Annotated in this window: 18 protein-coding genes and 1 pseudogene; 11 read left to right on the top strand and 8 right to left on the bottom strand. The window is 69.5% G+C overall.

The features are described 5' to 3' along the window. Window positions 1-436 precede the first annotated feature (436 nt). Window positions 437-1519 (bottom strand): Yip1 family protein, encoded by a 1083-nt coding sequence (locus ACZ5NH_RS33825; RefSeq protein ID WP_468780736.1) that lies wholly within the window; start codon window positions 1517-1519, stop codon window positions 437-439. A gap of 546 nt (window positions 1520-2065) precedes the next feature. On the opposite strand from ACZ5NH_RS33825, the pseudogene ACZ5NH_RS33820 reads away from it, so the two are divergent. Further along, a pseudogene (locus tag ACZ5NH_RS33820) lies at window positions 2066-2747 on the top strand (transposase); the annotation flags it as partial. Between the two features lie 133 nt (window positions 2748-2880). Here ACZ5NH_RS33820 and ACZ5NH_RS33815 read toward each other — a convergent pair. Then, window positions 2881-4563, bottom strand: coding sequence for a recombinase family protein (locus ACZ5NH_RS33815; protein ID WP_468780734.1), 1683 nt, complete (start codon window positions 4561-4563; stop codon window positions 2881-2883). On the opposite strand from ACZ5NH_RS33815, the gene ACZ5NH_RS33810 reads away from it, so the two are divergent. Next, the gene (locus ACZ5NH_RS33810; RefSeq protein WP_451007974.1) at window positions 4564-4890 is read left to right on the top strand and encodes an antibiotic biosynthesis monooxygenase family protein; all 327 of its coding nucleotides are present in this window, start codon (window positions 4564-4566) and stop codon (window positions 4888-4890) included. A gap of 121 nt (window positions 4891-5011) precedes the next feature. Here the strand turns inward: ACZ5NH_RS33810 and ACZ5NH_RS33805 are convergent, their stop codons facing one another. After that, on the bottom strand, window positions 5012-5749 hold the full coding sequence (locus ACZ5NH_RS33805) for an SDR family oxidoreductase (RefSeq protein ID WP_468780732.1): 738 nt from the start codon (window positions 5747-5749) through the stop codon (window positions 5012-5014). A 150-nt stretch (window positions 5750-5899) separates the two neighbouring features. Further along, window positions 5900-8182, bottom strand: coding sequence for a (Fe-S)-binding protein (locus tag ACZ5NH_RS33800; protein ID WP_468780730.1), 2283 nt, complete (start codon window positions 8180-8182; stop codon window positions 5900-5902). Window positions 8183-8373: 191 nt separating this feature from the next. On the opposite strand from ACZ5NH_RS33800, the gene ACZ5NH_RS33795 reads away from it, so the two are divergent. From ACZ5NH_RS33795 to ACZ5NH_RS33775, 5 genes are all read left to right on the top strand, one after another. After that, window positions 8374-9393 (top strand): MraY family glycosyltransferase, encoded by a 1020-nt coding sequence (locus tag ACZ5NH_RS33795; protein WP_468780729.1) that lies wholly within the window; start codon window positions 8374-8376, stop codon window positions 9391-9393. 94 nt (window positions 9394-9487) lie between these two features. Continuing rightward, complete coding sequence (gene dnaK / locus ACZ5NH_RS33790) at window positions 9488-11326, top strand: molecular chaperone DnaK (RefSeq protein ID WP_388623293.1); 1839 nt, start codon at window positions 9488-9490, stop codon at window positions 11324-11326. Next, window positions 11323-11997 carry a nucleotide exchange factor GrpE gene (grpE, locus tag ACZ5NH_RS33785; RefSeq protein WP_468780727.1) on the top strand — a complete coding sequence of 225 codons (675 nt, stop codon included), beginning with the start codon at window positions 11323-11325 and terminating at the stop codon, window positions 11995-11997. The genes dnaK and grpE overlap by 4 nt, the downstream gene beginning before the upstream one ends. Before the next feature lie 36 nt (window positions 11998-12033). Next, window positions 12034-13206 carry a molecular chaperone DnaJ gene (gene dnaJ / locus ACZ5NH_RS33780; RefSeq protein WP_388623298.1) on the top strand — a complete coding sequence of 391 codons (1173 nt, stop codon included), beginning with the start codon at window positions 12034-12036 and terminating at the stop codon, window positions 13204-13206. 5 nt (window positions 13207-13211) lie between these two features. Beyond that, window positions 13212-13658 (top strand): heat shock protein transcriptional repressor HspR, encoded by a 447-nt coding sequence (locus tag ACZ5NH_RS33775; protein ID WP_365582585.1) that lies wholly within the window; start codon window positions 13212-13214, stop codon window positions 13656-13658. Window positions 13659-13709: 51 nt separating this feature from the next. On the opposite strand, the gene ACZ5NH_RS33770 is transcribed toward ACZ5NH_RS33775, so the two are convergent. After that, window positions 13710-15740: a PA14 domain-containing protein gene (locus tag ACZ5NH_RS33770; protein WP_468780724.1), complete on the bottom strand. Its 2031-nt coding sequence runs from the start codon at window positions 15738-15740 to the stop codon at window positions 13710-13712. Between the two features lie 295 nt (window positions 15741-16035). Between ACZ5NH_RS33770 and ACZ5NH_RS33765 the strand changes: the two genes are divergently transcribed. Both ACZ5NH_RS33765 and ACZ5NH_RS33760 read left to right on the top strand, forming a co-directional pair. Further along, entirely contained in the window at window positions 16036-17142 is a 1107-nt protein-coding gene (locus ACZ5NH_RS33765) for a sugar ABC transporter substrate-binding protein (protein ID WP_468780722.1), read from the top strand. A 349-nt stretch (window positions 17143-17491) separates the two neighbouring features. Beyond that, entirely contained in the window at window positions 17492-18538 is a 1047-nt protein-coding gene (locus tag ACZ5NH_RS33760) for a helix-turn-helix transcriptional regulator (protein ID WP_468780719.1), read from the top strand. On the opposite strand, the gene ACZ5NH_RS33755 is transcribed toward ACZ5NH_RS33760, so the two are convergent. From ACZ5NH_RS33755 to ACZ5NH_RS33745, 3 genes are read right to left on the bottom strand one after another with little or no spacing between them, the layout of a single operon-like run. Beyond that, entirely contained in the window at window positions 18501-19490 is a 990-nt protein-coding gene (locus tag ACZ5NH_RS33755; RefSeq protein ID WP_468780717.1) for a helix-turn-helix transcriptional regulator, read from the bottom strand. The two genes, ACZ5NH_RS33760 and ACZ5NH_RS33755, sit on opposite strands and share 38 nt — an antisense overlap. Then, window positions 19487-20512: a helix-turn-helix transcriptional regulator gene (locus tag ACZ5NH_RS33750; protein WP_468780715.1), complete on the bottom strand. Its 1026-nt coding sequence runs from the start codon at window positions 20510-20512 to the stop codon at window positions 19487-19489. Before ACZ5NH_RS33750 ends, ACZ5NH_RS33755 begins: the two co-directional genes overlap by 4 nt. A 2-nt stretch (window positions 20513-20514) precedes the next feature. After that, window positions 20515-21498 carry a helix-turn-helix transcriptional regulator gene (locus tag ACZ5NH_RS33745; protein ID WP_388623315.1) on the bottom strand — a complete coding sequence of 328 codons (984 nt, stop codon included), beginning with the start codon at window positions 21496-21498 and terminating at the stop codon, window positions 20515-20517. A gap of 154 nt (window positions 21499-21652) precedes the next feature. On the opposite strand from ACZ5NH_RS33745, the gene ACZ5NH_RS33740 reads away from it, so the two are divergent. Together ACZ5NH_RS33740 and ACZ5NH_RS33735 are read left to right on the top strand one after the other, a co-directional pair. Continuing rightward, entirely contained in the window at window positions 21653-21865 is a 213-nt protein-coding gene (locus ACZ5NH_RS33740) for a hypothetical protein (RefSeq protein ID WP_468780713.1), read from the top strand. Continuing rightward, window positions 21862-22197: a hypothetical protein gene (locus ACZ5NH_RS33735; RefSeq protein ID WP_388623321.1), complete on the top strand. Its 336-nt coding sequence runs from the start codon at window positions 21862-21864 to the stop codon at window positions 22195-22197. Before ACZ5NH_RS33740 ends, ACZ5NH_RS33735 begins: the two co-directional genes overlap by 4 nt. The last annotated feature ends 171 nt before the right edge of the window (window positions 22198-22368 follow it).

The following is a 22368-nucleotide window of genomic DNA, read 5'->3' as shown; positions in this document are numbered from 1 at the left end:
AACAACAACAACGGCGGGGCCGCGAACAACAACAACAACAACAACGGCGGCGGGGCCGCGAACAACAACAACAATAACAACAACAACGGCGGGGCCGCGAACAACAACAACAATAACAACAACGGCGGCGGGGCCGCGAACAACAACAACAATAACAACAACGGCTGAACTTCACAGTCCGGCGGCCGCTGGTGCACAGGCACCCGGTCGCCGGACTGTTTTACGTGCGCGCCTGTTGTCCGGCCGGCCTGCCCCGCCGGACAACAGGCCGGTAAGTTGAAAAGCGACTTCACGCGATCGACTTTTCGTCGTCCCTGGTGACGAATCTCGGGCTTTAAGGGACGGGATGACAAGGGCAGGCACTCAATGATTTAGAAGAGCCCCCGGCTGTCGTGCCGGGAGCTCTTTTGCGATCAGAGGAGACTGGGACGAGGGACTAGAACGTGCCCAGCTTCACGATCGACAGCAGCGCGATCAGCTGGATCGCCGAGGCCCCCAGCGCCCTCGGCCACGGCAGGTCGTGGGAGCGGGAGACCATCAGGGTCAGCAGGGCGCCCGCGCCGATCCAGGTGGCCCAGCCGAGCAGCTGGACGAAGGTCGCGTCGCCGCCGACGAACATCGCGACCAGGAGCCGCGGCGCGTCCGTGAGGGCCGTGATCAGCATGGACAGGCCGACCGTCGGCTGCCAGGCGCCGTCGCCGCCGAGCTGACGGGCCAGGGTGTGGGTGACCACGCCCAGGACGAACAGGCCGAGCACCATCACGACCGCCGTGATCAGCACGATCGGCACCGCGTTGGAGAGCGTGGCGCCGATCGCGTCCTTGCGGGCGCCGTCGAAGCCGAAGACGGCCAGCAGGCCGTAGAGGAACGTGGTGATGAGCGCCGGGGCCCACATCGTGTAGTCCCGCATGCGCAGGAAGGTCTGGTCGGGGGAGAGGACGATCCCCTTCAGCAGCTCCTTCCAGTGCAGCGGCGGGCCCGGCGGTGCGGCGGGCGCCGCGGCCGAGCCGGCCTGGTAGGTCGCACCCTGTGTGTAAGCGGCGGCCTCGTCGATCGAGAACGCCTGGGTGTGGCCCGGGCTGTCGGCCGCGTACGGGTCCCGACCGGGAGCGCCGCCGCCCGGGTAGCCGCCGTCGTCCCCGAAGTACTCCGGCCCGTCACCGGCCGGACCCGGATATCCGTACGACTGGCCCTGCCGGCCGTACGACTGCTGCCTCGGCCGACCCCCCTGCTGCGGGTACGACCGCTGTCCCGGCTGCGGGTACGACCGCTGCGGCGCCTGCGGGTAGCCGTACGCGGGCCCCGCGGGCTGTCCGTACGACGGCCCCGGCTGACCGTGCTGCGGTCCGGGCCGGCCGTACGACGGTCCCTGCGGCGCCTGCTGTCCTTGAGGGGTGCGGTTGTCCCGGCCCCCGCGTCCGATCCTGAATCCAGCCACGTCATCGAACGTACCTGGTCTCAAAGAGTGACGTGCCGGGCCCGGGCGTCCGGGCCCGGCTTTGCGGCCGACCTGTGACATCCCCTAAGGGACCGTCAGGGGACGGTCCAGGGGATTTCCAGGGTTTCCAGTCCCCCACCGGCTCGCAGTGCAACGGCGCTTCGGTCGGCTGAACCGGGGTCGCACGTGTTCGACTGGCGGCGACACCCCGGGGTGGCGGCGGAGCGCGAGGGTGGTGGGTCAGGATGGTGGCATGAGTGTGGTGAAGAAAATGAAGTGGTCAAGGTAAGCACATAGCGCTGACCTGCGGCGAACCGCGCGACCCCCGTATGCCGATAGGGGGTCAGCGGGACAGGGGTAGGGACAGTTGGCTGTTGACGCGGAAGCGAGACGGCTGCGAGAGGCGCGGGGAGCGCCGCGCAAGGGTTCATGGCACTGCCAGGGCGCACGGAGGATGGGAGGCAGCTGTTCCTGAAGTGCCTGGCGGACGTGGTTCGGGTTCTAGCCTCGCGCTTTCATGAAGCGGGCTGTCCGACAGGCGGTCAGGTAGGCGAAAAGTGCCTCTGACCAGCGACAATGAGGATTGCTGAGGTCCCTTTTCCCGCCCCTGTCGGAGGCACTTTCCAGGTGAAGCAGCCTACCGGGTCCTACCCCCATGTCCGTGTCCGGGACGACGGCCGAGCCGTGGTCTCGCAGGCCGGTTCGGTCCTGCTGGTCGAAACGGCCCGCAGGATCGGCCTTGACCGGGCCACCTCCGCAGCGCTCGCCCCCTGGCGCAAACCGCGGGCCGTCCACGACCCGGGCAAGGTTCTCCTGGACCTCGCGCTGGCGGTCGCGCTCGGCGGAGACTGCCTCGCCGACGTCGCACTGCTGCGGTCCGAACCGGCCGTGTTCGGACCGGTGGCCTCCGACCCGACGGTCTCCCGCCTGATCGACGCCCTCGCCACCGCCGACGGGAACGCACTGACCGCGATCCGCGCGGCTCGGGCCGAAGCCCGCAACCAGGTCTGGAAGTTGGCTGCAGGTCGGGCTCCGGACGCCGACGGGCGGGTGACCGTGGACCTGGACGGAGTGCTGGTCGTTGCGCACTCGGACAAGCAGGATGCTGCCCCGACCTGGAAGAAGACCTAAGGCCACCACCCGCTGATGGGGTTCGTCGGCCACGGGCCGGGCGGAACCGGCGAGCCGGTGGCGGCCCTGCTGAGGCCGGGCAACGCGGGCTCGAACACGGCCGCCGACCACATCAGTGCCGCCCGTCGCCCTGGCCCAGCTGCCGAAGAAGTACCGGCGCGGGCGGCAGACCCGAATCGAAGTGCGACACCATGCCTGACTCTAGACATAGCCGCCGGCAGCAGCTCAGGAGGGCACCCGCACCTCTAGGAGAGCCGAACGGCCCGCCACCGGGGATTACCGACAACGGGCCGTGAATGGCGCTCAGGCGCCTACTTGGCTAGCGTCTCTGCCCAGTGCACAGTCACCCGATCCTCTGTGTTCGCGTTCCGGCCACGGCCCACGGACTTAGCGATGGTGATGCGGTCGAGGAAGAATGCCAGGAAGCTACGTCGCTGCTCCAGGTCCCAACTGCCCCACGTCGACTCCGGCCCGATGGGGTCGCCCTCCGGGGTCGTCCACTCCGAGGGGATGGCCACGGTGCCGCTCTCATCCCGACCCAGCTCAGCTACGCGCTCACTCACGCGAGCCTCATGGGCAGTCAGCCGCTCGACGGATTCAGCGAACATGGCCGTGCCGGTCGCCCCGGCGTACAGCCCTGCCTGCCGGTCGGCGTACAGCGTGCGGAGGGCTTCCCATACGTGCTCCAACTCAGCCCGCGTGGCGGCTAGTTCGGCCTGTCGCTCGCCCGTGTCTGCCTGGGCAGCAAATCGGCGCGCTGCCTCCCCAAGCCATTCCAGGTCTTCGCGGTCCTCGGGGTCCAGCGCAGTCAGGCGCGTCCACACGGTGCGGGCGACCACATCGTCGGCGGTCTCCATGTTGATGGCCAGGCCACCATGTCCCGGCACAGCGCCGGACTGGGCCCGGTTGCACCGGTAGAGCTGCTTGCCGTTGCGTCGGTCGGTCACCATGGACGATCCGCACACCTCACAGAACAGCATCCCTGCCCCGCCGAGCAGCGACGGCACAGACCGGCCACCCTGCCTCACAACCTGCGGCGTACGGCCGTCTAGAACATCCTGAAGGCGCCACCAGTCGTCTGCGGGAACGATGCCCTCATGTGCTATCAGGGGAGCGCCGGAATCGTCGCGCAGAATGACTTGCTTGGTGCCCTGGCGTTCAGCGGCATAGCCAGCAAGGCGAGGATCACGCAGGATGCGCAGCACGGTCGAGGACACCCACGCGGTGCGTTCCAGCGGCTCACTTATGCCCCTGCCCCGCCGGGCGGCCACGCGCGCTGTCATGTCCGCCGCTTTGGTCGGCACGCCGTCTGTGTTCAGCCTGCGGGCAATGGCAGATGCGGCTACGCCGGACAACGCCCACTCGACCATCTGGCGCACGTGCGGTGCCTCTGCCGGGTCCGGGACCAGCTTGACCACCACCAGGTCCCCGCGCGGCTCACGGCTCGACTGGAAGCCGTACGGGGCCATGCCGGACACGTGGGAGCCAGCAGCGCGCAGGGTCTCTTTAGTCGCCGTGATGTACGCCGACTTCAGGTCTGACTCTTGCTGAGCCAGCGCAGCGATGAGGCCGAAGATCGCAACGCCCATGGGAGTAGACGTGTCCAAGTAGGGCTCTTCGACGCTGACGAGCAGTACGCCGTATTTGGCAAGTTCCTCGTTGATCAGCATCGCTTCGAGGGCGCCCTGTCGGGTGAGCCGGGACAGCGAGAAGACAACCACTGCGTCTACGTGTCCGGCGCGAACGGCGGACATCATCTCTTCGAACGCGGGGCGGAGCACTTTGGGGTCCCAGCCGGATTTGCCAACGTCAGCGAAGTGACCGGCGTTGTCCCAACCCTTGGCCGTGATCAGCGCCTCGCACTTGGTCCGCTGTGCTTCGGGGGACGACGCGGAGTCGTCCTCACGCTTCCTTGACTGTCGGATGTAGGACACTGCGCGCACATGGTCCAGATTAGGGGTCCAGTCGGAGCCCCGTTTGACGAGAGGTGTCATGTGCCTAGCGTAGTAAAAATCAACGTGCTGACCGTCCCCGCCGAGCAGCGGGAGGTGCTGGAGAAGAGGTTCGCCTCCCGGGCCCACGCGGTGGAGAGCTCCGACGGTTTCGAGTGGTTCGAGCTGCTGCGTCCCGTCGAGGGCACCGACACCTACCTCGTCTACACGCGCTGGCGTGACGAGGAGTCCTTCCAGGCGTGGCTGGAGGGACCGATGAAGGCCGCGCACCAGGGCGGAGAGGGCGCCGAGCGCCCGAAGCCCGCGGCTTCCGGCTCCACCCTGTGGTCCTTCGAGGTGGTGCAGCAGGCGGGGCCCAAGGGGGCGTAGACGATGGGCGGATCTGTTCCAGGTGGAGTCGAACCCCGGGTCCCTGACCTACGCGTTCGGATCGGGCCGGTGGAACGGATCTGCCAATCCCGTCCTGTACGGATGGTCGGGGGCGTATCGGTCAGCTTCGCTTGAGCCAGTCCTCGTAGCGGGTGGTCGCGAGGTGCGCGGTGTCGTCGCCGGTGAGGACGTCGGGCATGCCCGCGAACGGGCTCGCGGACTCGTCGGTGACCACTGAACGGCCGTCCGGCCTGGCTGTCAGGGTCAGCTCGCCGAGCCGGTCGAGCCGGTGCACCTCGGGGCCCGCGATGTTCCGGATGCCGTACGACGGTTCGCCCTGCGCCGCGTCGGCGACGGCGGCGGCGACGTCGGCGGAGGCCATCGGGCGCAGCCGGTTGGACGGCAGGTGGACCTGCTTGCCCTCCGTGCACATGTCCATCACCGGGGCGATGAACTCGAAGAACTGGGTGGCGCGCACGAGGCTGTAGGGCACTCCGCTGTCGCGCACGGCCCGCTCCTGGGCGGCCTTGGCCCGGTAGTAGCCGTAGTCGGGTACCTGGTCGACGCCCACGATGGAGAGGGTGACGTGGTGGCGGACCCCCGCCGCCTTCTCGGCCGCGAACAGGTGCTGCGCCGAGCGGGTGAAGAAGTCCAGGGCCGGCTCGGTGTCGAAGGAGGGGGAGTTCGACACGTCAACGACCACGTCGGCGCCCTTGAGCGCATCCGCCAGGCCCTCGCCGGTGTAGGCGTTGACTCCGGTGGAGGGAGTGGCGGGCACGGCCTCGTGACCGCTGTTGCGCAGCAGCGCGACCACCTGCGAGCCGATGAGCCCGGTACCGCCGACAACCACGATCCTCATCACTGTCTCCGTTCGCTGTATTGCTTCCGTACAGCAGCAGGACAGCGCAGCGGCCGGGTTTGTGACAGCCGGGCTCAGCCGCCGGGGTGGAACGACGGCGCCCCCTGCCTGTGCGGGGCAGGGGGCGCCGTACGACCGGGACGGCCGGTGTCACTTCACCGGCGCGGGCTCCGGCTCGTTCTCGCTCTCCGGCTCGCCGGCCGGGTCGACCGGGGTCTTCACCGAGTCGAGGAGCAGCTGGGCCACGTCCACGACCTGGATGGACTCCTTGGCCTTGCCCTCGTTCTTCTTGCCGTTGACCGAGTCCGTGAGCATGACCAGGCAGAACGGGCAGGCCGTCGACACGATGTCGGGGTTCAACGACAGCGCCTCGTCGACGCGCTCGTTGTTGATGCGCTTGCCGATGCGCTCTTCCATCCACATCCGGGCGCCACCCGCGCCGCAGCAGAAGCCGCGCTCCTTGTGGCGGTGCATCTCCTCGTTGCGCAGGCCCGGGACCTTGCCGATGATCTCGCGCGGGGGCGTGTAGATCTTGTTGTGGCGGCCCAGGTAGCACGGGTCGTGGTAGGTGATGATGCCCTCGACCGGTGTGACCGGGACCAGCTTGCCCTCGTCCACCAGGTGCTGCAGCAGCTGGGTGTGGTGGATGACCTCGTAGTCGCCGCCGAGCTGCGGGTACTCGTTGCCGATCGTGTTGAGGCAGTGCGGGCAGGTGGCGACGATCTTCTTCGCGGACTTCGGCTTCTTGGACTCCGGCGTGACGTTGCCGTCCTCGTCGGTCTCCTCGCCGAAGGCCATGTTCAGCGCGGCCACGTTCTCCATGCCGAGCTCCTGGAACAGGGGCTCGTTGCCGAGGCGGCGGGCGGAGTCACCGGTGCACTTCTCGTCGCCGCCCATGATCGCGAACTTGACGCCCGCGATGTGCAGCAGCTCGGCGAAGGCCTTGGTGGTCTTCTTGGCGCGGTCCTCCAGGGCGCCGGCACAGCCGACCCAGTACAGGTACTCGACCTCGGTGAGGTCCTCGATGTCCTTGCCGACGACCGGGACCTCGAAGTCGACCTCCTTGGTCCACTCCAGGCGCTGCTTCTTGGCCAGGCCCCAGGGGTTGCCCTTCTTCTCCAGGTTCTTGAGCATCGTGCCCGCCTCGGAGGGGAAGGCGCTCTCGATCATGACCTGGTAGCGGCGCATGTCGACGATGTGGTCGACGTGCTCGATGTCCACCGGGCACTGCTCGACGCAGGCGCCGCAGGTGGTGCAGGACCACAGCACGTCCGGGTCGATGACGCCGTTCTCCTCGGCGGTGCCGATCAGCGGGCGCTCGGCCTCCGCCAGCGCCGCCGCGGGCACCGAAGCGAGCTGCTCCTCGGAGGCCTTCTCCTCGCCCTCCATGGTCTTGCCGCCGCCGGCCAGCAGGTACGGCGCCTTGGCGTGCGCGTGGTCCCGCAGGGACATGATCAGCAGCTTCGGGGAGAGCGGCTTGCCGGTGTTCCAGGCGGGGCACTGCGACTGGCAGCGGCCGCACTCGGTGCAGGTGGAGAAGTCCAGCAGGCCCTTCCAGGAGAACTGCTCGACCTGGGAGACGCCGAAGACGTCGTCCTCGCCGGGGTCGGTGAAGTCGATCGGCTTGCCGCCGGAGGTCATCGGCAGCAGGGCGCCGAGGGAGGTCTCACCGGTGGCGTTGCGCTTGAAGAAGATGTTCGGGAACGCCAGGAAGCGGTGCCAGGCCACACCCATGTCGGTCTTCAGGGCGACCACGATCATCCAGATGAAGGAGGTCGCGATCTTCAGGCCGGCGAAGAAGTAGGTGAGGTTCTGGAGCGTGGAGACGTCCATGCCCTTCAGCCACGACACCACCGGGTACGAGATGAAGAAGGAGGCCTCGTAGCCGTCGACGTGGTGCTGGGCGCCTTCGAGGGCGTGCAGCATGAAGATGCACACGCCGACGATCAGGATGACGGCCTCGACGAAGTACGCCTGGCCGAAGTTGGAGCCCGCGAAGCGGGACTTGCGGCCCGGCGTGCGCGGGTGGCTCAGCTGGCGGATCGCGATCAGGACGAGGATGCCGACGACCGTCATGGTGCCGATGAACTCGACATAGACGTTGTACGGCGCCCACTCGCCGATGACCGGCAGGATCCAGTCCGCCTTGAACAGCTGCCCGATCGCGTTGACGATCGTCAGCAGCAGGGTGAAGAAGCCCACCGCCACGAACCAGTGCGCCACCCCGACGACGCCCCAGCGGTTCATCCGGGTGTGGCCGAGGAACTCCCTGACCACGGTCATGGTGCGCTGTGCGGGGTCGTTGGTCCGCGTTCCGGCAGGAACCGACTGGCCCAGCCGCATGAAGTTGTAGATCTGCAGGAGGGCGCGGCCGAACAGTGCCACGCCGACCACGATCAGGACCAGCGACACGATGATCGCGGCGAGTTGCATTGGGGCTCCTGAGGCGGCCTCGTGTTAACCGAGCTGACAGACATTACTAAGCGGTAACTTATGTAGTCCGTCTGAGACTACCCCCATCTTCCTTCGGGATGCAGCCGCGTGCGGGGTGACGAGCATCATCCCAGGGTCATCAGATCGTGTTATTCATACCGATTTGCTACATTCGCCCCTACCTTAGAGCCGTGCTCTACGGGATCGCCGCCGCAACCGCCGCCCTGCTTCTCGCCGCCGTACTCTCGGCGCTGCTCAGGGTGCCCGCGCTGCGGGCCGGCATCCTCGACCGGCGCCGGCAGCGACGGCTGCCGCTGCTCGGCGGGCTCGCCGTGGTGGCCGTCACCTGTCTCGTCGCCTGGGTGGGGCAGCGGACCGCGATCGCGCCGCTCGGGGACGGGGTCGACCGGCTGCTTATCGCCGCCGCCGCGCTCGCCGCGCTGGGCCTGGCCGGTGACGTCTGGCGGATCCGCGCGCGCGTGCTCGTCGCCGGTACGGCCGTGGCGGCGGCCTACGTGGTGCCGTACCAGGAGACGGGTGTGCCGGGCGGGCTGCTCGCCGTGGGCTGGATCGTCCTCGCCTCCTTCGCCTTCAAGGGGCTCGATCACGCGGACGGTCTCGCGGGGACCGTCGGGGTCGTCACCGCGTTCGGGGCGGGGGCCTGCGCGGCCGCCGAACTGATGGACGGGCTCGCCGCCTTGCTGAGCGTCCTCGCCGCTGCGCTCACCGGCTTCCTGATGCACAACTGGCATCCCGCGCGGATCGGGCTCGGCGCCTGCGGTTCGCTGTTCACCGGGTTCCTGCTGTCGTCGTCCCTCGTCTTCACGCGCGCGGGGTACGGATTCGAGCCGAGCGCGGGGGTGATGTTCTGCCTCGGCGCGCCCGCCCTCGCCGACGCCGTCCTCGTGGTCCTCTCCCGGCGGCTGGCCGGGCGTCCGCTGGTCAGGCGCGGCCCCGACCATCTCGTACACCGGCTGCGGCCGCTCGGGCTCACGCCGCAGGGCTCGGTCGTTCTGCTGGGGGCGGGCTCCTTCGCCTCGGTGCTCGTGGGGGTGCTCGTGCACACCGGGTGGACGGGGGACGGGGCCGTGGCATGGGTGGCCGGAGGGACGGTGCTGATCGTCGGCGTCCTCCTTCGTGTCCCTGTCCAGCAACCCCGGCGGATGCCATCGACGCAGGTCAGCGCCCGGTTGCGTGTTAGGAACGGATAAGACTTGAGCCCTCTCGACTCAGGTCTGTTGACCGGGCGGGGGCCGTCGTGCACACTTGAGTCCGTTCCACTCAAGTCAGCTGGAGGAATCAACCATGGCACGTGCGGTCGGCATCGACCTGGGCACGACTAACTCCGTCGTCAGCGTTCTGGAGGGCGGCGAGCCCACCGTCATCACCAACGCCGAGGGCGCCAGGACCACGCCGTCCGTCGTCGCCTTCGCCAAGAACGGCGAGGTGCTCGTCGGCGAGGTCGCCAAGCGCCAGGCGGTCACGAACGTGGACCGGACCATCCGCTCGGTGAAGCGCCACATGGGCACCGACTGGAAGATCCAGCTCGACGGCAAGGACTTCAACCCGCAGCAGATCTCCGCGTTCATCCTGCAGAAGCTGAAGCGGGACGCCGAGGCCTACCTGGGCGAGAAGGTGACCGACGCGGTCATCACCGTCCCGGCGTACTTCAACGACTCCGAGCGTCAGGCGACCAAGGAGGCCGGTGAGATCGCCGGCCTGAACGTCCTGCGCATCGTCAACGAGCCGACCGCCGCCGCGCTGGCCTACGGCCTCGACAAGGACGACCAGACGATCCTCGTCTTCGACCTCGGTGGCGGCACCTTCGACGTGTCCCTGCTGGAGATCGGCGACGGCGTCGTCGAGGTGAAGGCCACCAACGGTGACAACCACCTCGGTGGTGACGACTGGGACCAGCGCGTCGTCGACTACCTGGTCAAGCAGTTCCAGTCCGGTCACGGCGTGGACCTGTCCAAGGACAAGATGGCCCTGCAGCGCCTCCGTGAGGCCGCCGAGAAGGCCAAGATCGAGCTGTCCTCCTCCACCGAGACCTCGATCAACCTGCCGTACATCACCGCGTCCGCCGAGGGCCCGCTGCACCTGGACGAGAAGCTCACCCGCGCCCAGTTCCAGCAGCTGACGGCCGACCTGCTGGAGCGCTGCAAGACGCCGTTCCACAACGTCATCAAGGACGCCGGCATCTCCATCAACGAGATCGACCACGTCGTCCTCGTAGGTGGCTCCACCCGTATGCCTGCCGTCGCCGAGCTCGTCAAGGAGCTGACCGGCGGCAAGGAGGCCAACAAGGGTGTGAACCCGGACGAGGTCGTCGCCATCGGCGCCTCGCTCCAGGCCGGTGTCCTCAAGGGCGAGGTCAAGGACGTCCTGCTGCTCGACGTCACCCCGCTGTCCCTCGGCATCGAGACCAAGGGCGGCATCATGACCAAGCTGATCGAGCGCAACACCACGATCCCGACCAAGCGCTCCGAGATCTTCACCACGGCCGAGGACAACCAGCCGTCCGTGCAGATCCAGGTCTACCAGGGCGAGCGCGAGATCGCGGCGTACAACAAGAAGCTCGGCATGTTCGAGCTGACCGGTCTGCCGCCGGCGCCGCGTGGCGTCCCGCAGATCGAGGTCTCCTTCGACATCGACGCCAACGGCATCATGCACGTCACGGCGAAGGACCTCGGCACCGGCAAGGAGCAGAAGATGACCGTCACCGGCGGCTCCTCGCTGCCGAAGGACGAGGTCGACCGGATGCGCCAGGAGGCCGAGCAGTACGCGGAGGAGGACCACCGCCGCCGCGAGGCCGCCGAGACCCGCAACCAGGGCGAGCAGCTCGTCTACCAGACCGAGAAGTTCCTCAAGGACAACGAGGACAAGGTCCCCGGCGAGATCAAGACCGAGGTCGAGGCCGCGGTCGGCGAGCTGAAGGAAGCCCTCAAGGGCGAGGACACCGCCGAGATCCGCACCGCCACCGAGAAGGTCGCCGCCGTCTCGCAGAAGCTGGGCCAGGCCATGTACGCCGACGCCCAGGCCGCGGGCGGCCCCGAGGGCGCCGCTCAGGGCGGCAAGGCCGCTGACGACGACGTGGTGGACGCCGAGATCGTGGACGACGAGCGCAAGGACGGTGCCGCGTGACGGAGGAGACCCCGGGCTTCGAGGAGAAGCCCGACGTCCCCTCCGGCGCGACCCCCGACGACGCCGAGCCGAAGGCCGCTCCCGAGGAGGGGGCGGCCCCGGCCGGGGACGGAAACGAGACCGCGGGTCTGGTGGCCCAGCTGGACCAGGTGCGCACGGCGCTGCACGAGCGCACGCTGGACCTCCAGCGCCTCCAGGCCGAGTACCAGAACTACCGCCGCCGGGTCGAGCGGGACCGGATCACGGTCAAGGAGATCGCCATCGCGAACCTCCTGACCGAGCTCCTGCCCGTGCTCGACGACATCGGCCGCGCGCGGGAACACGGCGAACTGGTCGGCGGCTTCAAGTCGGTGGCCGAGTCGCTGGAGACCGTCGCGGCCAAGATGGGCCTGCAGCAGTTCGGCAAGGAGGGCGAGCCCTTCGACCCGACCATCCACGAGGCCCTGATGCACAGCTACGCGCCGGACGTCACCGAGACGACCTGCGTGGCGATCCTGCAGCCCGGGTATCGCATCGGCGAGCGCACCATCCGCCCCGCGCGGGTGGCCGTCGCCGAGCCGCAGCCCGGCGCGCAGACCGTCAAGGCCGAGGGCGCCGAGGACAAGGCGTCCGAGGCGAAGCAGGCCGGCGCCGCTGATGGCAAGGAGAACGGTGGCCCGGACGAGGGCTGACGTGAGGACACTCAAGGGGAAGGAGGGACGTCGGGGATGAGCACCAAGGACTTCATCGAGAAGGACTACTACAAGGTCCTCGGCGTCCCCAAGGACGCCACCGAGGCCGAGATCAAGAAGGCGTACCGGAAGCTCGCCCGCGAGTTCCACCCGGACGCCAACAAGGGAAACGCCAAGGCGGAGGAGCGCTTCAAGGAGATCTCCGAGGCGAACGACGTCCTCGGCGACCCCAAGAAGCGCAAGGAGTACGACGAGGCTCGCGCCCTGTTCGGCAACGGCGGCTTCCGCCCCGGGCCGGGCGCCGGCGGCTCCTTCAACTTCGACCTGGGCGACCTCTTCGGAGGCGGCGGGACCACCACCCAGGGCGGCGGCTTCGGGGGCGGACTCGGTGACGTCTTCGGGGGACTGTTCAACCGCGGCGGCACGGGCACGACCCGTACCCAGCCGCGGCGCGGCCAGGACATCGACACCGAGGTCACGCTGAGCTTCACGGAGGCCATCGAGGGCGCCACGGTGCCCCTGCGCATGTCCTCCCAGGCACCCTGCAAGGCCTGTTCGGGCACCGGCGACAAGAACGGCACACCGCGCGTGTGCCCGACCTGTGTCGGCACCGGGCAGGTCGCCCGCGGCTCCGGCGGCGGCTTCTCGCTCACCGACCCCTGCCCCGACTGCAAGGGCCGTGGCCTGATCGCCGAGCACCCCTGCCTGGAGTGCAAGGGCAGCGGCCGCGCCAAGTCCTCGCGCACGATGCAGGTCCGCATCCCGGCCGGCGTCACCGACGGGCAGCGCATCCGGCTGCGCGGCAAGGGCGCGCCCGGCGAGCGCGGCGGACCGGCGGGCGACCTGTACGTGGTGGTGCACGTCGGTGCGCACCCGGTGTTCGGACGCAAGGACGACAACCTCACCGTCACCGTGCCGGTGACGTTCGCCGAGGCGGCCCTCGGCGGCGAGGTCCGGGTACCGACCCTCGGCGGCCCCGCGGTCACCCTGAAACTGCCGCCCGGCACGCCCAACGGCCGCACCATGCGCGCCCGGGGCAAGGGCGCGGTCCGCAAGGACGGCACTCGCGGCGACCTGTTGGTCACCGTCGAGGTGCGTGTTCCCAAGGACCTGTCGGGGAAGGCTCGTGACGCACTGGAGGCGTATCGCGAGGCGACCGCGGGCGAGGACCCGCGGGCGGAGCTGTTCGAGGCCGCGAAGGGAGACTGAGAGTGATGGACGGCCGTCGGCGTAATCCGTACGAACTGACCGAGGAGACCCCGGTCTACGTCATCTCGGTGGCGGCCCAGCTCTCCGGACTCCACCCGCAGACGCTGCGCCAGTACGACCGCCTGGGCCTGGTCTCCCCCGACCGCACCGCCGGCCGGGGCCGCCGCTACTCGGCCCGCGACATCGAACTGCTCCGCCAGGTACAGCAGTTGTCGCAGGACGAGGGCATCAACCTGGCCGGCATCAAGCGCATCATCGAACTGGAGAACCAGGTCGCCGCCCTGCAGTCCCGGGTCGTGGAGCTGGAGGCGGCCCTGGACGGCGCGGCGGCCGCGATGCAGCAGCGCGAGGCGGCCGTCCACGCCTCCTACCGCCGCGACCTGGTCCCGTACCAGGAGGTCCAGCAGACCAGCGCGCTGGTCGTGTGGCGGCCGAAGCGGCAGCAGGACTGAGTGGAACACGGTGAAGGGGCCCGCGGTCTTTCCGCGGGCCCCTTCGGCGTGTCAGGAACCGCTCGGCGGGGTGATGGCGTAGTCGGTCTCGGCGAAGGCCTCGGTGCCGTCCGCCCGGACGAGGGAGATCATGTAGTAGACCGTCGTGCCGGCCGGGGCGTTCGTGTCGGTCCAGAACCAGCCGTCCCGGCTCTTGGCCACCGGGGTCTCGGTCAGCCGGACGAACCGGGCTTCGGCGCGGTCCCAGCGGTAGACGTGGAAGCCGGTCACCGAGGAGGTGTCCTCGTACGGACACCACGGCTCCACCCTGATCCCGCTCGCGGGCCTCCAGGTCGTCGTCCGGCAGCCCGCCGTGGCGTCCGGGACCGAGGTGGGCCGCAGGTCGAGCGCGGTCACCGGGACCGAGGCGACGGGCACGCTCCAGTCCTTGACGTCCGGATCGTCCTGGTAGGTCAGGGAGTTGCCGTAGACGTCCACGGCCACGACGAACAGGCGGTACGACTTGCCGTCGGCCGGCCAGGACAGCAGGGTCTGCGTGGTCGACGCGTTCACCTCCCCGAGGTACTCGGGGTCGTAGGACTCGTCCTGTTGCTGGTAGAGGCGGTAGGACGCCAGGTCCGGCGCCGTGCTGGGCTGCCAGGACAGGCGGATGCCGTACTCCAGCGGCTCGGCGGCGACGCCGGTGACGACCGGTGGTGGCGTCTCGTCGCCGGGCCGGGTCGCGGTGACCTCGGCGGAGGGCACGGACCAGCGGCCGGAGGAGTCCTTGCGCAGCACCGTGTAGTGGTACGTGTTGCCGCGGCGGCCGGAGTAGTCCGTGCAGCCGCGCACGGTGTTGCCGTCGGCGTCCGTGCCGCTCGTGGGCGAACCACAGGTGATGGTCTGCCAGGTGCGGGAGCCGTCGGCCGAGGCCTCCGCGCGGCGGACCGTGTAGCCGGTGGTGTCCGCGGGCTGGGTCCAGCCGAGCACCACCTCGCCGCTGCCGGTGCTCGCCGTGACGGCCTGCGGCGGCGTGATGGTCCGGGTGGCGCTCACGACGGCGGACTCGGCGGCGTTGCCGTGCGCGTCGATCGCGCTGACCTTGTAGTCGTAGGCGGTGCGGTACGCCGCCTTGGTGTCCGTGTAGCCGGTGTCCGTGGTGTCGGTGAGCACGGTGAAGGAGGCGTCGCCGGCGGCCTTGCGGGACACCCGGTAGGTGACGGCGTCCTTGACGGCCGTCCAGGACAACCGGTTGGCGTCCTCGGAGCCGGTCGCGGTGAGCTTCGGGGCGGGGGGCGGTGTCAGGTCCCGTGACGGGATCGGGCCCTGGTCGGCGCTTCCGGTGGACTCGTTGCCGGCCCTGTCGTAGGCGCGGACCTCGTAGTAGTACGACTGCCCGGTCTGTGGCGGCCGTTCGCTGAGGCGGGGCACCGTCGTCGTACCGACCCGCGTGTAGGTGCTCGTGCCGGCCACCCGCCGGTACAAGCGGTACCCGGCGAGGTCCATCTCCTTGTTCGCCCTCCAGCTGAGCACAGCGTGGATGCCGTCCGGGTCACCGGTGTAGTAGTCCCAGGACAGTCCGGTCGGGGCGAGCGGCCTGACCTTGTCGACGTCCGGCGAAGTCCGCGGTGTGTAGCCGAACTTGACGCTCGAGGTGCCAGTCCAGTTGACGTGGTCGACGCGCAGGGTGTGCTTGCCGGACGGGACGGTGACGTTGACGGTCTTCGCGCGTGTGCCGGAGGTGTTGGACCACAGGTCCACCTTGCGGACGCCGTCCAGGTAGACCCGGATGCCGTCGGTTCCGGACACGGCGAACGTGAAGGGTCCGCCGGAGCCGAAGTCGCGCGTGACGGTCCAGCGGACGCCGAAGTTGTCCTTCGGCAGCCCGGTGACGGGCGCACCGGTCCAGTTCTGGTCGACGACGGTGTCGCAGTCCGTCTTCTTCGGAGTGCCGGAGAACGTGGTGTTCGCGTAGAACGTCCGCTTGTAGACCGGCGATGCGCACGTCGTGGCGGCGGAGGCGGGCAGGGTGACCGCGTTGAGCAAAGTACCGGCGGTGGCGAGTGCGACGGCCGTGGCGGCCCCGCGTCTGGCTGGGTTCATTCGGTCCTCTGGCCGAGTCGGGAAAGCGGCGCACGGCCGCCGGTGATCATGACTCGCGGAGGACCGGGTTGGTTGTACCGATCTTTGCCGACCCATGAACTCTCCTTGAATGGAGGGTCCGTAAAGAGTGTTTGGAGGTGATTCCGTGCCTCCTTCACAGGGTCAGCAGAGCGTGGTGTTGCGGACTCGTTAAGTGGTTCTGCTTGACGCCGGGTGTGGCCTCCGCGTTGTCTTTTCAGACACCTGGGTCGTATAGCAGCCCTACGTCCGGAACGCACATGAAGTGAGCCCTCGAATGCGTCGTATCGCCATATCCGTGGCCGCATCCACGATGACCCTTTCGCTCGCCGGATGCGGCGTGCTGGGAGCGACGGGGGACGGTGCGAGCGCGAGCCCGAGCAAGGGCAACGACATCACCGTGGGCCTGTTGCTGCCGGAGAAGGCGAACACCCGTTACGACAAGTTCGACTACCCCATCATCCAGAACAAGGTGGCCCAGCTCACCCGCAAGCAGGGCAAGGTCGAGTACGCCAACGCCGACGCGGACGCATCCCGGCAGGCCTCGCAGATGCAGAAGATGGTCGACGAGAAGGTCGACATCATCATGCTCGACGCGGTCGACTCGCACGCCATCGCACCCGAGGTGAAGAAGGCCAAGGATGCGGGCATTCCGGTCATCGCCTACGACCGTCTCGCCGAGGGCCCGATCGACGCCTACGTCTCCTTCGACAACGAGCTCGTCGGCGAGGTGCAGGGCCGCACCCTGCTGGAGGGCCTCGGGCCGAGCGCCGACACCTCCAGCAAGATCGTCATGGTGAACGGCTCGCCCACCGACCCCAACGCCAAGCAGTTCAAGCAGGGCGCGCTCTCCGAGCTGACCGGCAAGGTGACGGTCGCGGCGTCGTACGACACCACGGACTGGAAGCCGGAGCTCGCCGAGACCGAGATGGCCAAGGCGATCGCCGTGATCGGCAAGAGCAACATCGCCGGCGTCTACGCCGCCAACGACGGCATGGCCGGCGGTGTCATCAAGGCCCTGCAGGCGGCCGGCGTCACGAACCTGCCCCCGATCACGGGCCAGGACGCCGAACTCGACGCGGTCCAGCGGATCGTGGCCGGCGAGCAGTTCATGAGCGTCTACAAGCCCTACCCGGACGAGGCCGAGGCCGCCGCGCAGATGGCCGTCGCCAGGGTCCAGGGTCAGGACATCCAGTTCGACGCGCTCACCCAGGACAAGGTCGACAGCCCCACCGACAAGAACATCCCGTCGAAGCTGATCCAGCCGACGGCCCTGACCAAGAGCAACATCAAGTCCACGGTCATCGCGGACGGCATCTACACGGTGGGCGACATCTGCACGGCCAAGTACAAGGCGGCCTGCGCGACGCTCGGTCTGAAGTAGGGGGCGTTCCCCCGCGCCCCTGAGGGCAGTCCCTAGGGGCGCGGAGCGCCTCGCGCCACCCCCGTGGGCGCGGGGCGCGGCCCCGGCGGGGCGGGGGGTGCCGGGCCAGGGCCGCTCCGGGTGTCCGGTGCTCAGGTGACACCCGGGGGAAGCGGGACCAACGATGCCGTGACGCAGTCCGTCCCACCACCATCAGCTTGTTGCAATGCGAGGGGCGGAGCCTGCCCCATACCCGGACATAACTGCGCTTTAAGGCCGCCCTGTTGCGGAGAGCCGTGTTGCGGACCCGGTCGGCGCCCGCGCATAGTTGCGCTGCGGAAGTGACAGCACACCGGGGGTGAAATGGCCGATGGCCGGGCGCGGGGCGGAGCAGCATCCACACGGCGCCGACCGACTGTGCGCGGCCGGCGACCGGATCTATTCCCGGGCCGTACGCCGGGGGCGCGTGCCGCGCACTGACTCCGAGGCGGTGCCCTGTCTGCTGGAACTGGGCCTGCTGCACCCGGACCCCGACGACATGGACTGGCTGGTGCCGACCTCCCCGCAGGAGGTCATGACCAGGCTGCTGCGCGGGGTCTACGACGAGGTCAGCGAGAGCCAGCAACGCGTGGGCTCGGCGGTGGCCGCCTTCGAGTGGTACGCCGGGCTCGGCCGTCAGCTGGGCGCGCTGGCCGCACCGGCCGAGGGCAGCGCGATCCGGGTGCTGGACGGGCTCTCCCGGATCCAGGCCGCGATGGACGAGGCGACCGAGGCCTGCACGACCGAGGTGCTCACCGTGCAGCCGGGCGGCATCCGCCGGGAGGCGGAACTGACGGAGGGCCTGCACCGGGCGCTGGCCCTGCGCGGCCGGGGCGTGCGCATGCGCGACCTCTACACCCATGTGGCCCGCCACGGCCAGGGCTTGCTGAACTACCTGGAGCTGATGGGCGACACGGTGGAGGCCCGGACGCTGGACGAGGTCATCGACCGCCTGATCCTCTTCGACCGCACGGTGGCCTTCATCCCGGCGAACGCCGACCGCACGATGGCCCTGGAGCTGCGCCACCCGGCCCTGGTGGAGTACCTGGTGACGGTCTTCGAGCGTCTCTGGCGCCTGGCCATCCCGCTCACCGCCCCGCTGCCCGACACCGGCATCGAGGGCATCTCGCACCGCGAGCAGTCCATCGCCGCGCTGCTCGCCGAGGGCCATCAGGACGCGGTGATCGCCGAGCGGCTCGGCATCAGCGTGCGCACCTGCCGCGCCCATATCGCCCGGCTGTCGGAGACCCTGGGCGCGGCCAGCCGCACCCAGCTGGGCGTCCGGATCGCCCAGGTGGGCCTGGACGGACACCGGGGCTCCGGGCTGCCGGCCGCGGCGCTCACGGCTCCTGATCAAGAATCCCCGAGCGTGCGATGAGATAGCCCAGCTGGGCCCGGCTGTCGCTGCCGAGGGTGGCGGCGAGCTTGGCGATGTGCAGCCGGGCGGTGCGGATGTTCATGCCCAGGCGGTCGGCGATGACGGCGTCGGTGTGGCCCTCGACGAGGAGGGCGGCGATGGCCCGCTGGCGGGGTGTCACGCCCTTCACCGACGGGGGCTGCACCGCCTTCGGGAACATCGGCGTGGCGAGCCGCCAGAGCCGGTGGAAGGTCGTCACGAAGTACTTGATGAGCGCCGGGTGGCGGACCTCCAGGGCGAGGGTGCCGTCGTCGTCGGCGGGGAGGAAGGCGACCTTGCGGTCGATGACGATGAGCCGGTCCGGCACCTCGTCGAGGCTGCGCGCCTCCGTGTCCCCGCGCCGGAAGTGCTCCAACGGCCCGTACACCTCCGGCACATGGCGCAGGGTGTGCTGGTAGAGGGTGCGGATCCGGCCGCCGCGGTCCAGCAGCGCCTGATCGCGCCCGAAGGCGGTGTCCCGGGCCGCCTCGCCGCGCGGGCCGGTGAGGCCGGCGTGCGGCTGGATGGTCAGGGACTCCTCGGTGGCGTCCACCATCGCGTCGGAGATCGCCCGGTTGATCTGCTCGGTGCCGCTGAGCAGCCGCAGCATCGCCGGCTCGGTGCCGGTGCCCGGCGTCCTGCGCACCTCCACGCGCAGGAGCGACTCGAACCGCTCCACCAGCCGGTCCTCGCGCCGCCGTTCCTCGGCGACCCGCGCCGCGGAGGCCCGCAGCAGCCGGTGCAGGGCCGCGGCGGGCGCGACCGGTTCGAGCTGTCCGACGTCGTCCAGGACCGGGTGCAGCAGCCCGAAGTCGGTCAGGCAGGGCACGTCGGCGGCGTCGCCGACCGGTATCCGCCCCTCCCGCAGGGCCCGCTCGTACACCTTCTCCCCGGCGGCGCACAACTCCTCGACCCCGTGCTCCCGATGCGTCACCGGTCCACCTCTCCCTGCTGGTCGAGAATCCCGGACTGCCCGATGAGATAGCCGAGTTGAGCCCTGTTCTCGCTGCCGAGGGTGGCGGCGAGCTTGGCGATGTGCAGCCGGGCGGTCCGCACGTTCATGCCGAGCCGCGCGGCTATCGCGGCGTCGGTGTGCCCCTCGATCAGAAGGGCGGCGATGGCGCGCTGGCGGGGGGTGACGCCGTTCAGGGTGGGGGGCTGGGCGGCTTCGGGGTACATGGGGGTGGCCAGGCGCCACAGACGGTCGAAGGTCGTGACGAAGAAGGAGACCAGAGCGGGGTGGCGGACCTCCAGGGCGAGCGACTGGTCCGCGCTCGCGGGTACGAAGGCGACGGCCCGGTCGACGACGATCAGCCGCTCCGTCACCTCGTCCAGGGTGCGCGCCTCTACATCGCCGTCCAGGGCCTCGTAGCGGGCGAGGACCGAGGGGGCGTGGCGCAGCGTGTGCTGGTAGAGGGTGCGGATCCGGCCCCCGCGGTCCAGCAGCGCCTGGTCGCGGGCCAGGGCCATCGCGCGGCGCTCGGGGGAGATGCGGAAGTGGCCGGTGTACGGCTGGATGGCGAGGAGCTCGCCGGAGGTGCCGGCCAGGGCCTGGTCCAGGGCGCCGTTGATGCGCTCCAGCCCGCTGAGGACCCGGAGCGTCGGGGTGTCCGTGGCCGGGCCCCGGGGGTCGCCGATCCGCAGCAGCGACTCGAACGACTCGGCCAGCCGCTCACCGCGCCGCCGTTCCTCCGCGATGCGGTCCTCGGACGCCCGCAGCAGCCGGCGCAGCGCGACGACGGGCGCGACGGGCTCCAGCCAGGCGAGGTCGTCGACCGTGGGATGCAGCAGCCCGAAATCCACCAGACAAGGAGCCGGTACGGCGTCCTCGGCGCGCACCCGGCCCTCCCGCACCGCCCGCTCGTACAGCGACGCCCCGGCCGCGCACAGGTCCTCCACACCGTGCCCGCGGTGCGGCGGTCCGCTCGCCGCGGCGCCGTCCTCTTCCCGCACCACGGTCAGCTCTCGCGGTCGAGGATGCCGGACTGGGCTATGAGAAAGCCGAGTTGGGCCCGGCTGCCACTGCCCAGGGCGGCCGCCAGCTTGGCGATGTGCGCCCGGCAGGTGCGGACGTTCATGCCGAGCCGGCGGGCGATCGCCTCGTCGACATGGCCCTCGATGAGCAGCTTCGCTATGGACCGCTGGACGCCGGTGATGCCCTCGGGGGTGGATTCGTAGGGCACCTCGTCCATCAGCGGGGTGGCCCGCTGCCAGAGCTGTTCGAAGACCCTGATGAGGTACTGCACAAGACCGGGGTGGCGCAGCTCCAGGGCGATCTGCCGGTCGTCCTGGGCGGGGATGAAGGCGACCGACGTGTCACAGATGATCAGCCGCTCGATCAGCTCCTCCAGCGTGCGGATCTCGACCTTGGCGCCGGCCATCTGGTCCATGTACGCGTACGTGCTCTGACTGTGCCGCACGGTGTGCTGGTAGAGCGTGCGCATGGAGATGCCCCGCTCGATCAGGGGCTTGCTGCGCTTGAGCGCCTGGCTGAGGATGTGCTCCGGGCGACTGCCTCCGGGCTGCACGGTCAGGACCTCGGTGCGAGCCTCGGCGATCGCCACGTCGAGCGCCTGGTGGATGCGGTCGATACCCTCCAGCACGGTGATCGCGTGCGTGGTCGCCGGTTTCTGGGCACTGATGTCCAGGAACGGCTGGAAGGTGTCCGCCAGTTCCAGGGTGGCCCGCCGGCGGTCCTGGATCTCGCGCTCCAGGGGCTGCAGTTGCTGGGCGAGCACGACGGACGGAGGAACCGGGCGCAGCCAGCCCGGGTCGTCCGGATCGGGGTGGAGCAGGGCGAACTCCAGCAGACAGGGCGCGTTCTCGGCCTCGTCCCGGGAGATACGTCCGGAACTGAGGGCACTGGCGTAGAGACGCGAACCGTCGGCACAGAGGTCTGTGATGCCGTGAGGATGTGTCGGTTTTGTGCGCTTAGTTGGCAAATCTCCACCCCCCAGGGTCCTGAACGTGCAGGAACATGATGCATCTCCTGTGTGGCATTGACGTGCCTGAATGAGCCATCGTCTTGTCACACGGGGGAGAGGAAGCCATCAAGTGAGGACGAAGCCGACCATGAAAAAGAGAATGCTTCGCTCGGTGCTTGCCACTGCCTTCGTAGTCGCGCTGGCCAGCGGTGCGGCTGGTCCTCTTGACGTCGGCTGGGGTAGCACGACCAAGACCCAACAGACCACGGCCCAGGACGTCGGCTGGGGCATCGTCGCCGGCCCCACGGATGTCGGCTGGGGCGTCGCGCCCGGCGGCAGCCCGTCGGACGTCGGCTGGTCGACTCCGGCGGACGCGACGGCATGACCACTCCACCCGACGACCGGTCCTTCCGTCGCGAAATGGCCACCGCCTACCGCTCCGGCTGGCACTTCATCGACCTGGTCACCGCCATCCCCCACAGCGGTGACTCGCTGATGGTGACCGTGTTCGGTGAGCCGGTCGTCGTGACGCGGGACGAGGACGAGGACGTGCGGGCGTACCGGTGCCTGCGCAAGCCGCGTGGCGCGCCCCAGCCGGTCCGGTGTGCCGTCCGGTACGGAATGATCTTTGTGAATCTTGACCAGCGGGACCACCGGCTCGCGGAGCCGACGGACCGTGACCTGAGGACCATCTCTGCCACCCCCCGCAGTGCCTGACGCGATTCCCCCGTCGTAAAAGATCGCTCAGGTGCTTCCCCCCGCAGCGGGGGGGGGGGGGGGGGGGGGGGGGGGGGGGGGGGGGGGGGGGGGGGGGGGGGGGGGGGGGGGGGGGGGTGGGGGGGGGGGGGGAGGGGGGGGGGGGGGGGGGAGAGGGGGGGGGGGGGAGGT

The sequence above is a fragment of the Streptomyces sp. NPDC031426 genome (assembly GCF_055581585.1).
This window is presented reverse-complemented; position numbering and strand designations above follow the sequence as displayed.

Bases quoted from the DNA above. Each gene is read 5' to 3' on its own strand.
- ACZ5NH_RS33825 (WP_468780736.1), bottom strand. From the start codon at position 1,519: ATGTCACAGGTCGGCCGCAAAGCCGGGCCCGGACGCCCGGGCCCGGCA.
- ACZ5NH_RS33815 (WP_468780734.1), bottom strand. From the start codon at position 4,563: ATGACACCTCTCGTCAAACGGGGCTCCGACTGGACCCCTAATCTGGAC.
- ACZ5NH_RS33805 (WP_468780732.1), bottom strand. From the start codon at position 5,749: ATGAGGATCGTGGTTGTCGGCGGTACCGGGCTCATCGGCTCGCAGGTG.
- ACZ5NH_RS33800 (WP_468780730.1), bottom strand. From the start codon at position 8,182: ATGCAACTCGCCGCGATCATCGTGTCGCTGGTCCTGATCGTGGTCGGC.
- dnaK (WP_388623293.1), top strand. From the start codon at position 9,488: ATGGCACGTGCGGTCGGCATCGACCTGGGCACGACTAACTCCGTCGTC.
- dnaJ (WP_388623298.1), top strand. From the start codon at position 12,034: ATGAGCACCAAGGACTTCATCGAGAAGGACTACTACAAGGTCCTCGGC.
- ACZ5NH_RS33775 (WP_365582585.1), top strand. From the start codon at position 13,212: ATGGACGGCCGTCGGCGTAATCCGTACGAACTGACCGAGGAGACCCCG.
- ACZ5NH_RS33770 (WP_468780724.1), bottom strand. From the start codon at position 15,740: ATGAACCCAGCCAGACGCGGGGCCGCCACGGCCGTCGCACTCGCCACC.
- ACZ5NH_RS33765 (WP_468780722.1), top strand. From the start codon at position 16,036: ATGCGTCGTATCGCCATATCCGTGGCCGCATCCACGATGACCCTTTCG.
- ACZ5NH_RS33760 (WP_468780719.1), top strand. From the start codon at position 17,492: ATGGCCGGGCGCGGGGCGGAGCAGCATCCACACGGCGCCGACCGACTG.
- ACZ5NH_RS33735 (WP_388623321.1), top strand. From the start codon at position 21,862: ATGACCACTCCACCCGACGACCGGTCCTTCCGTCGCGAAATGGCCACC.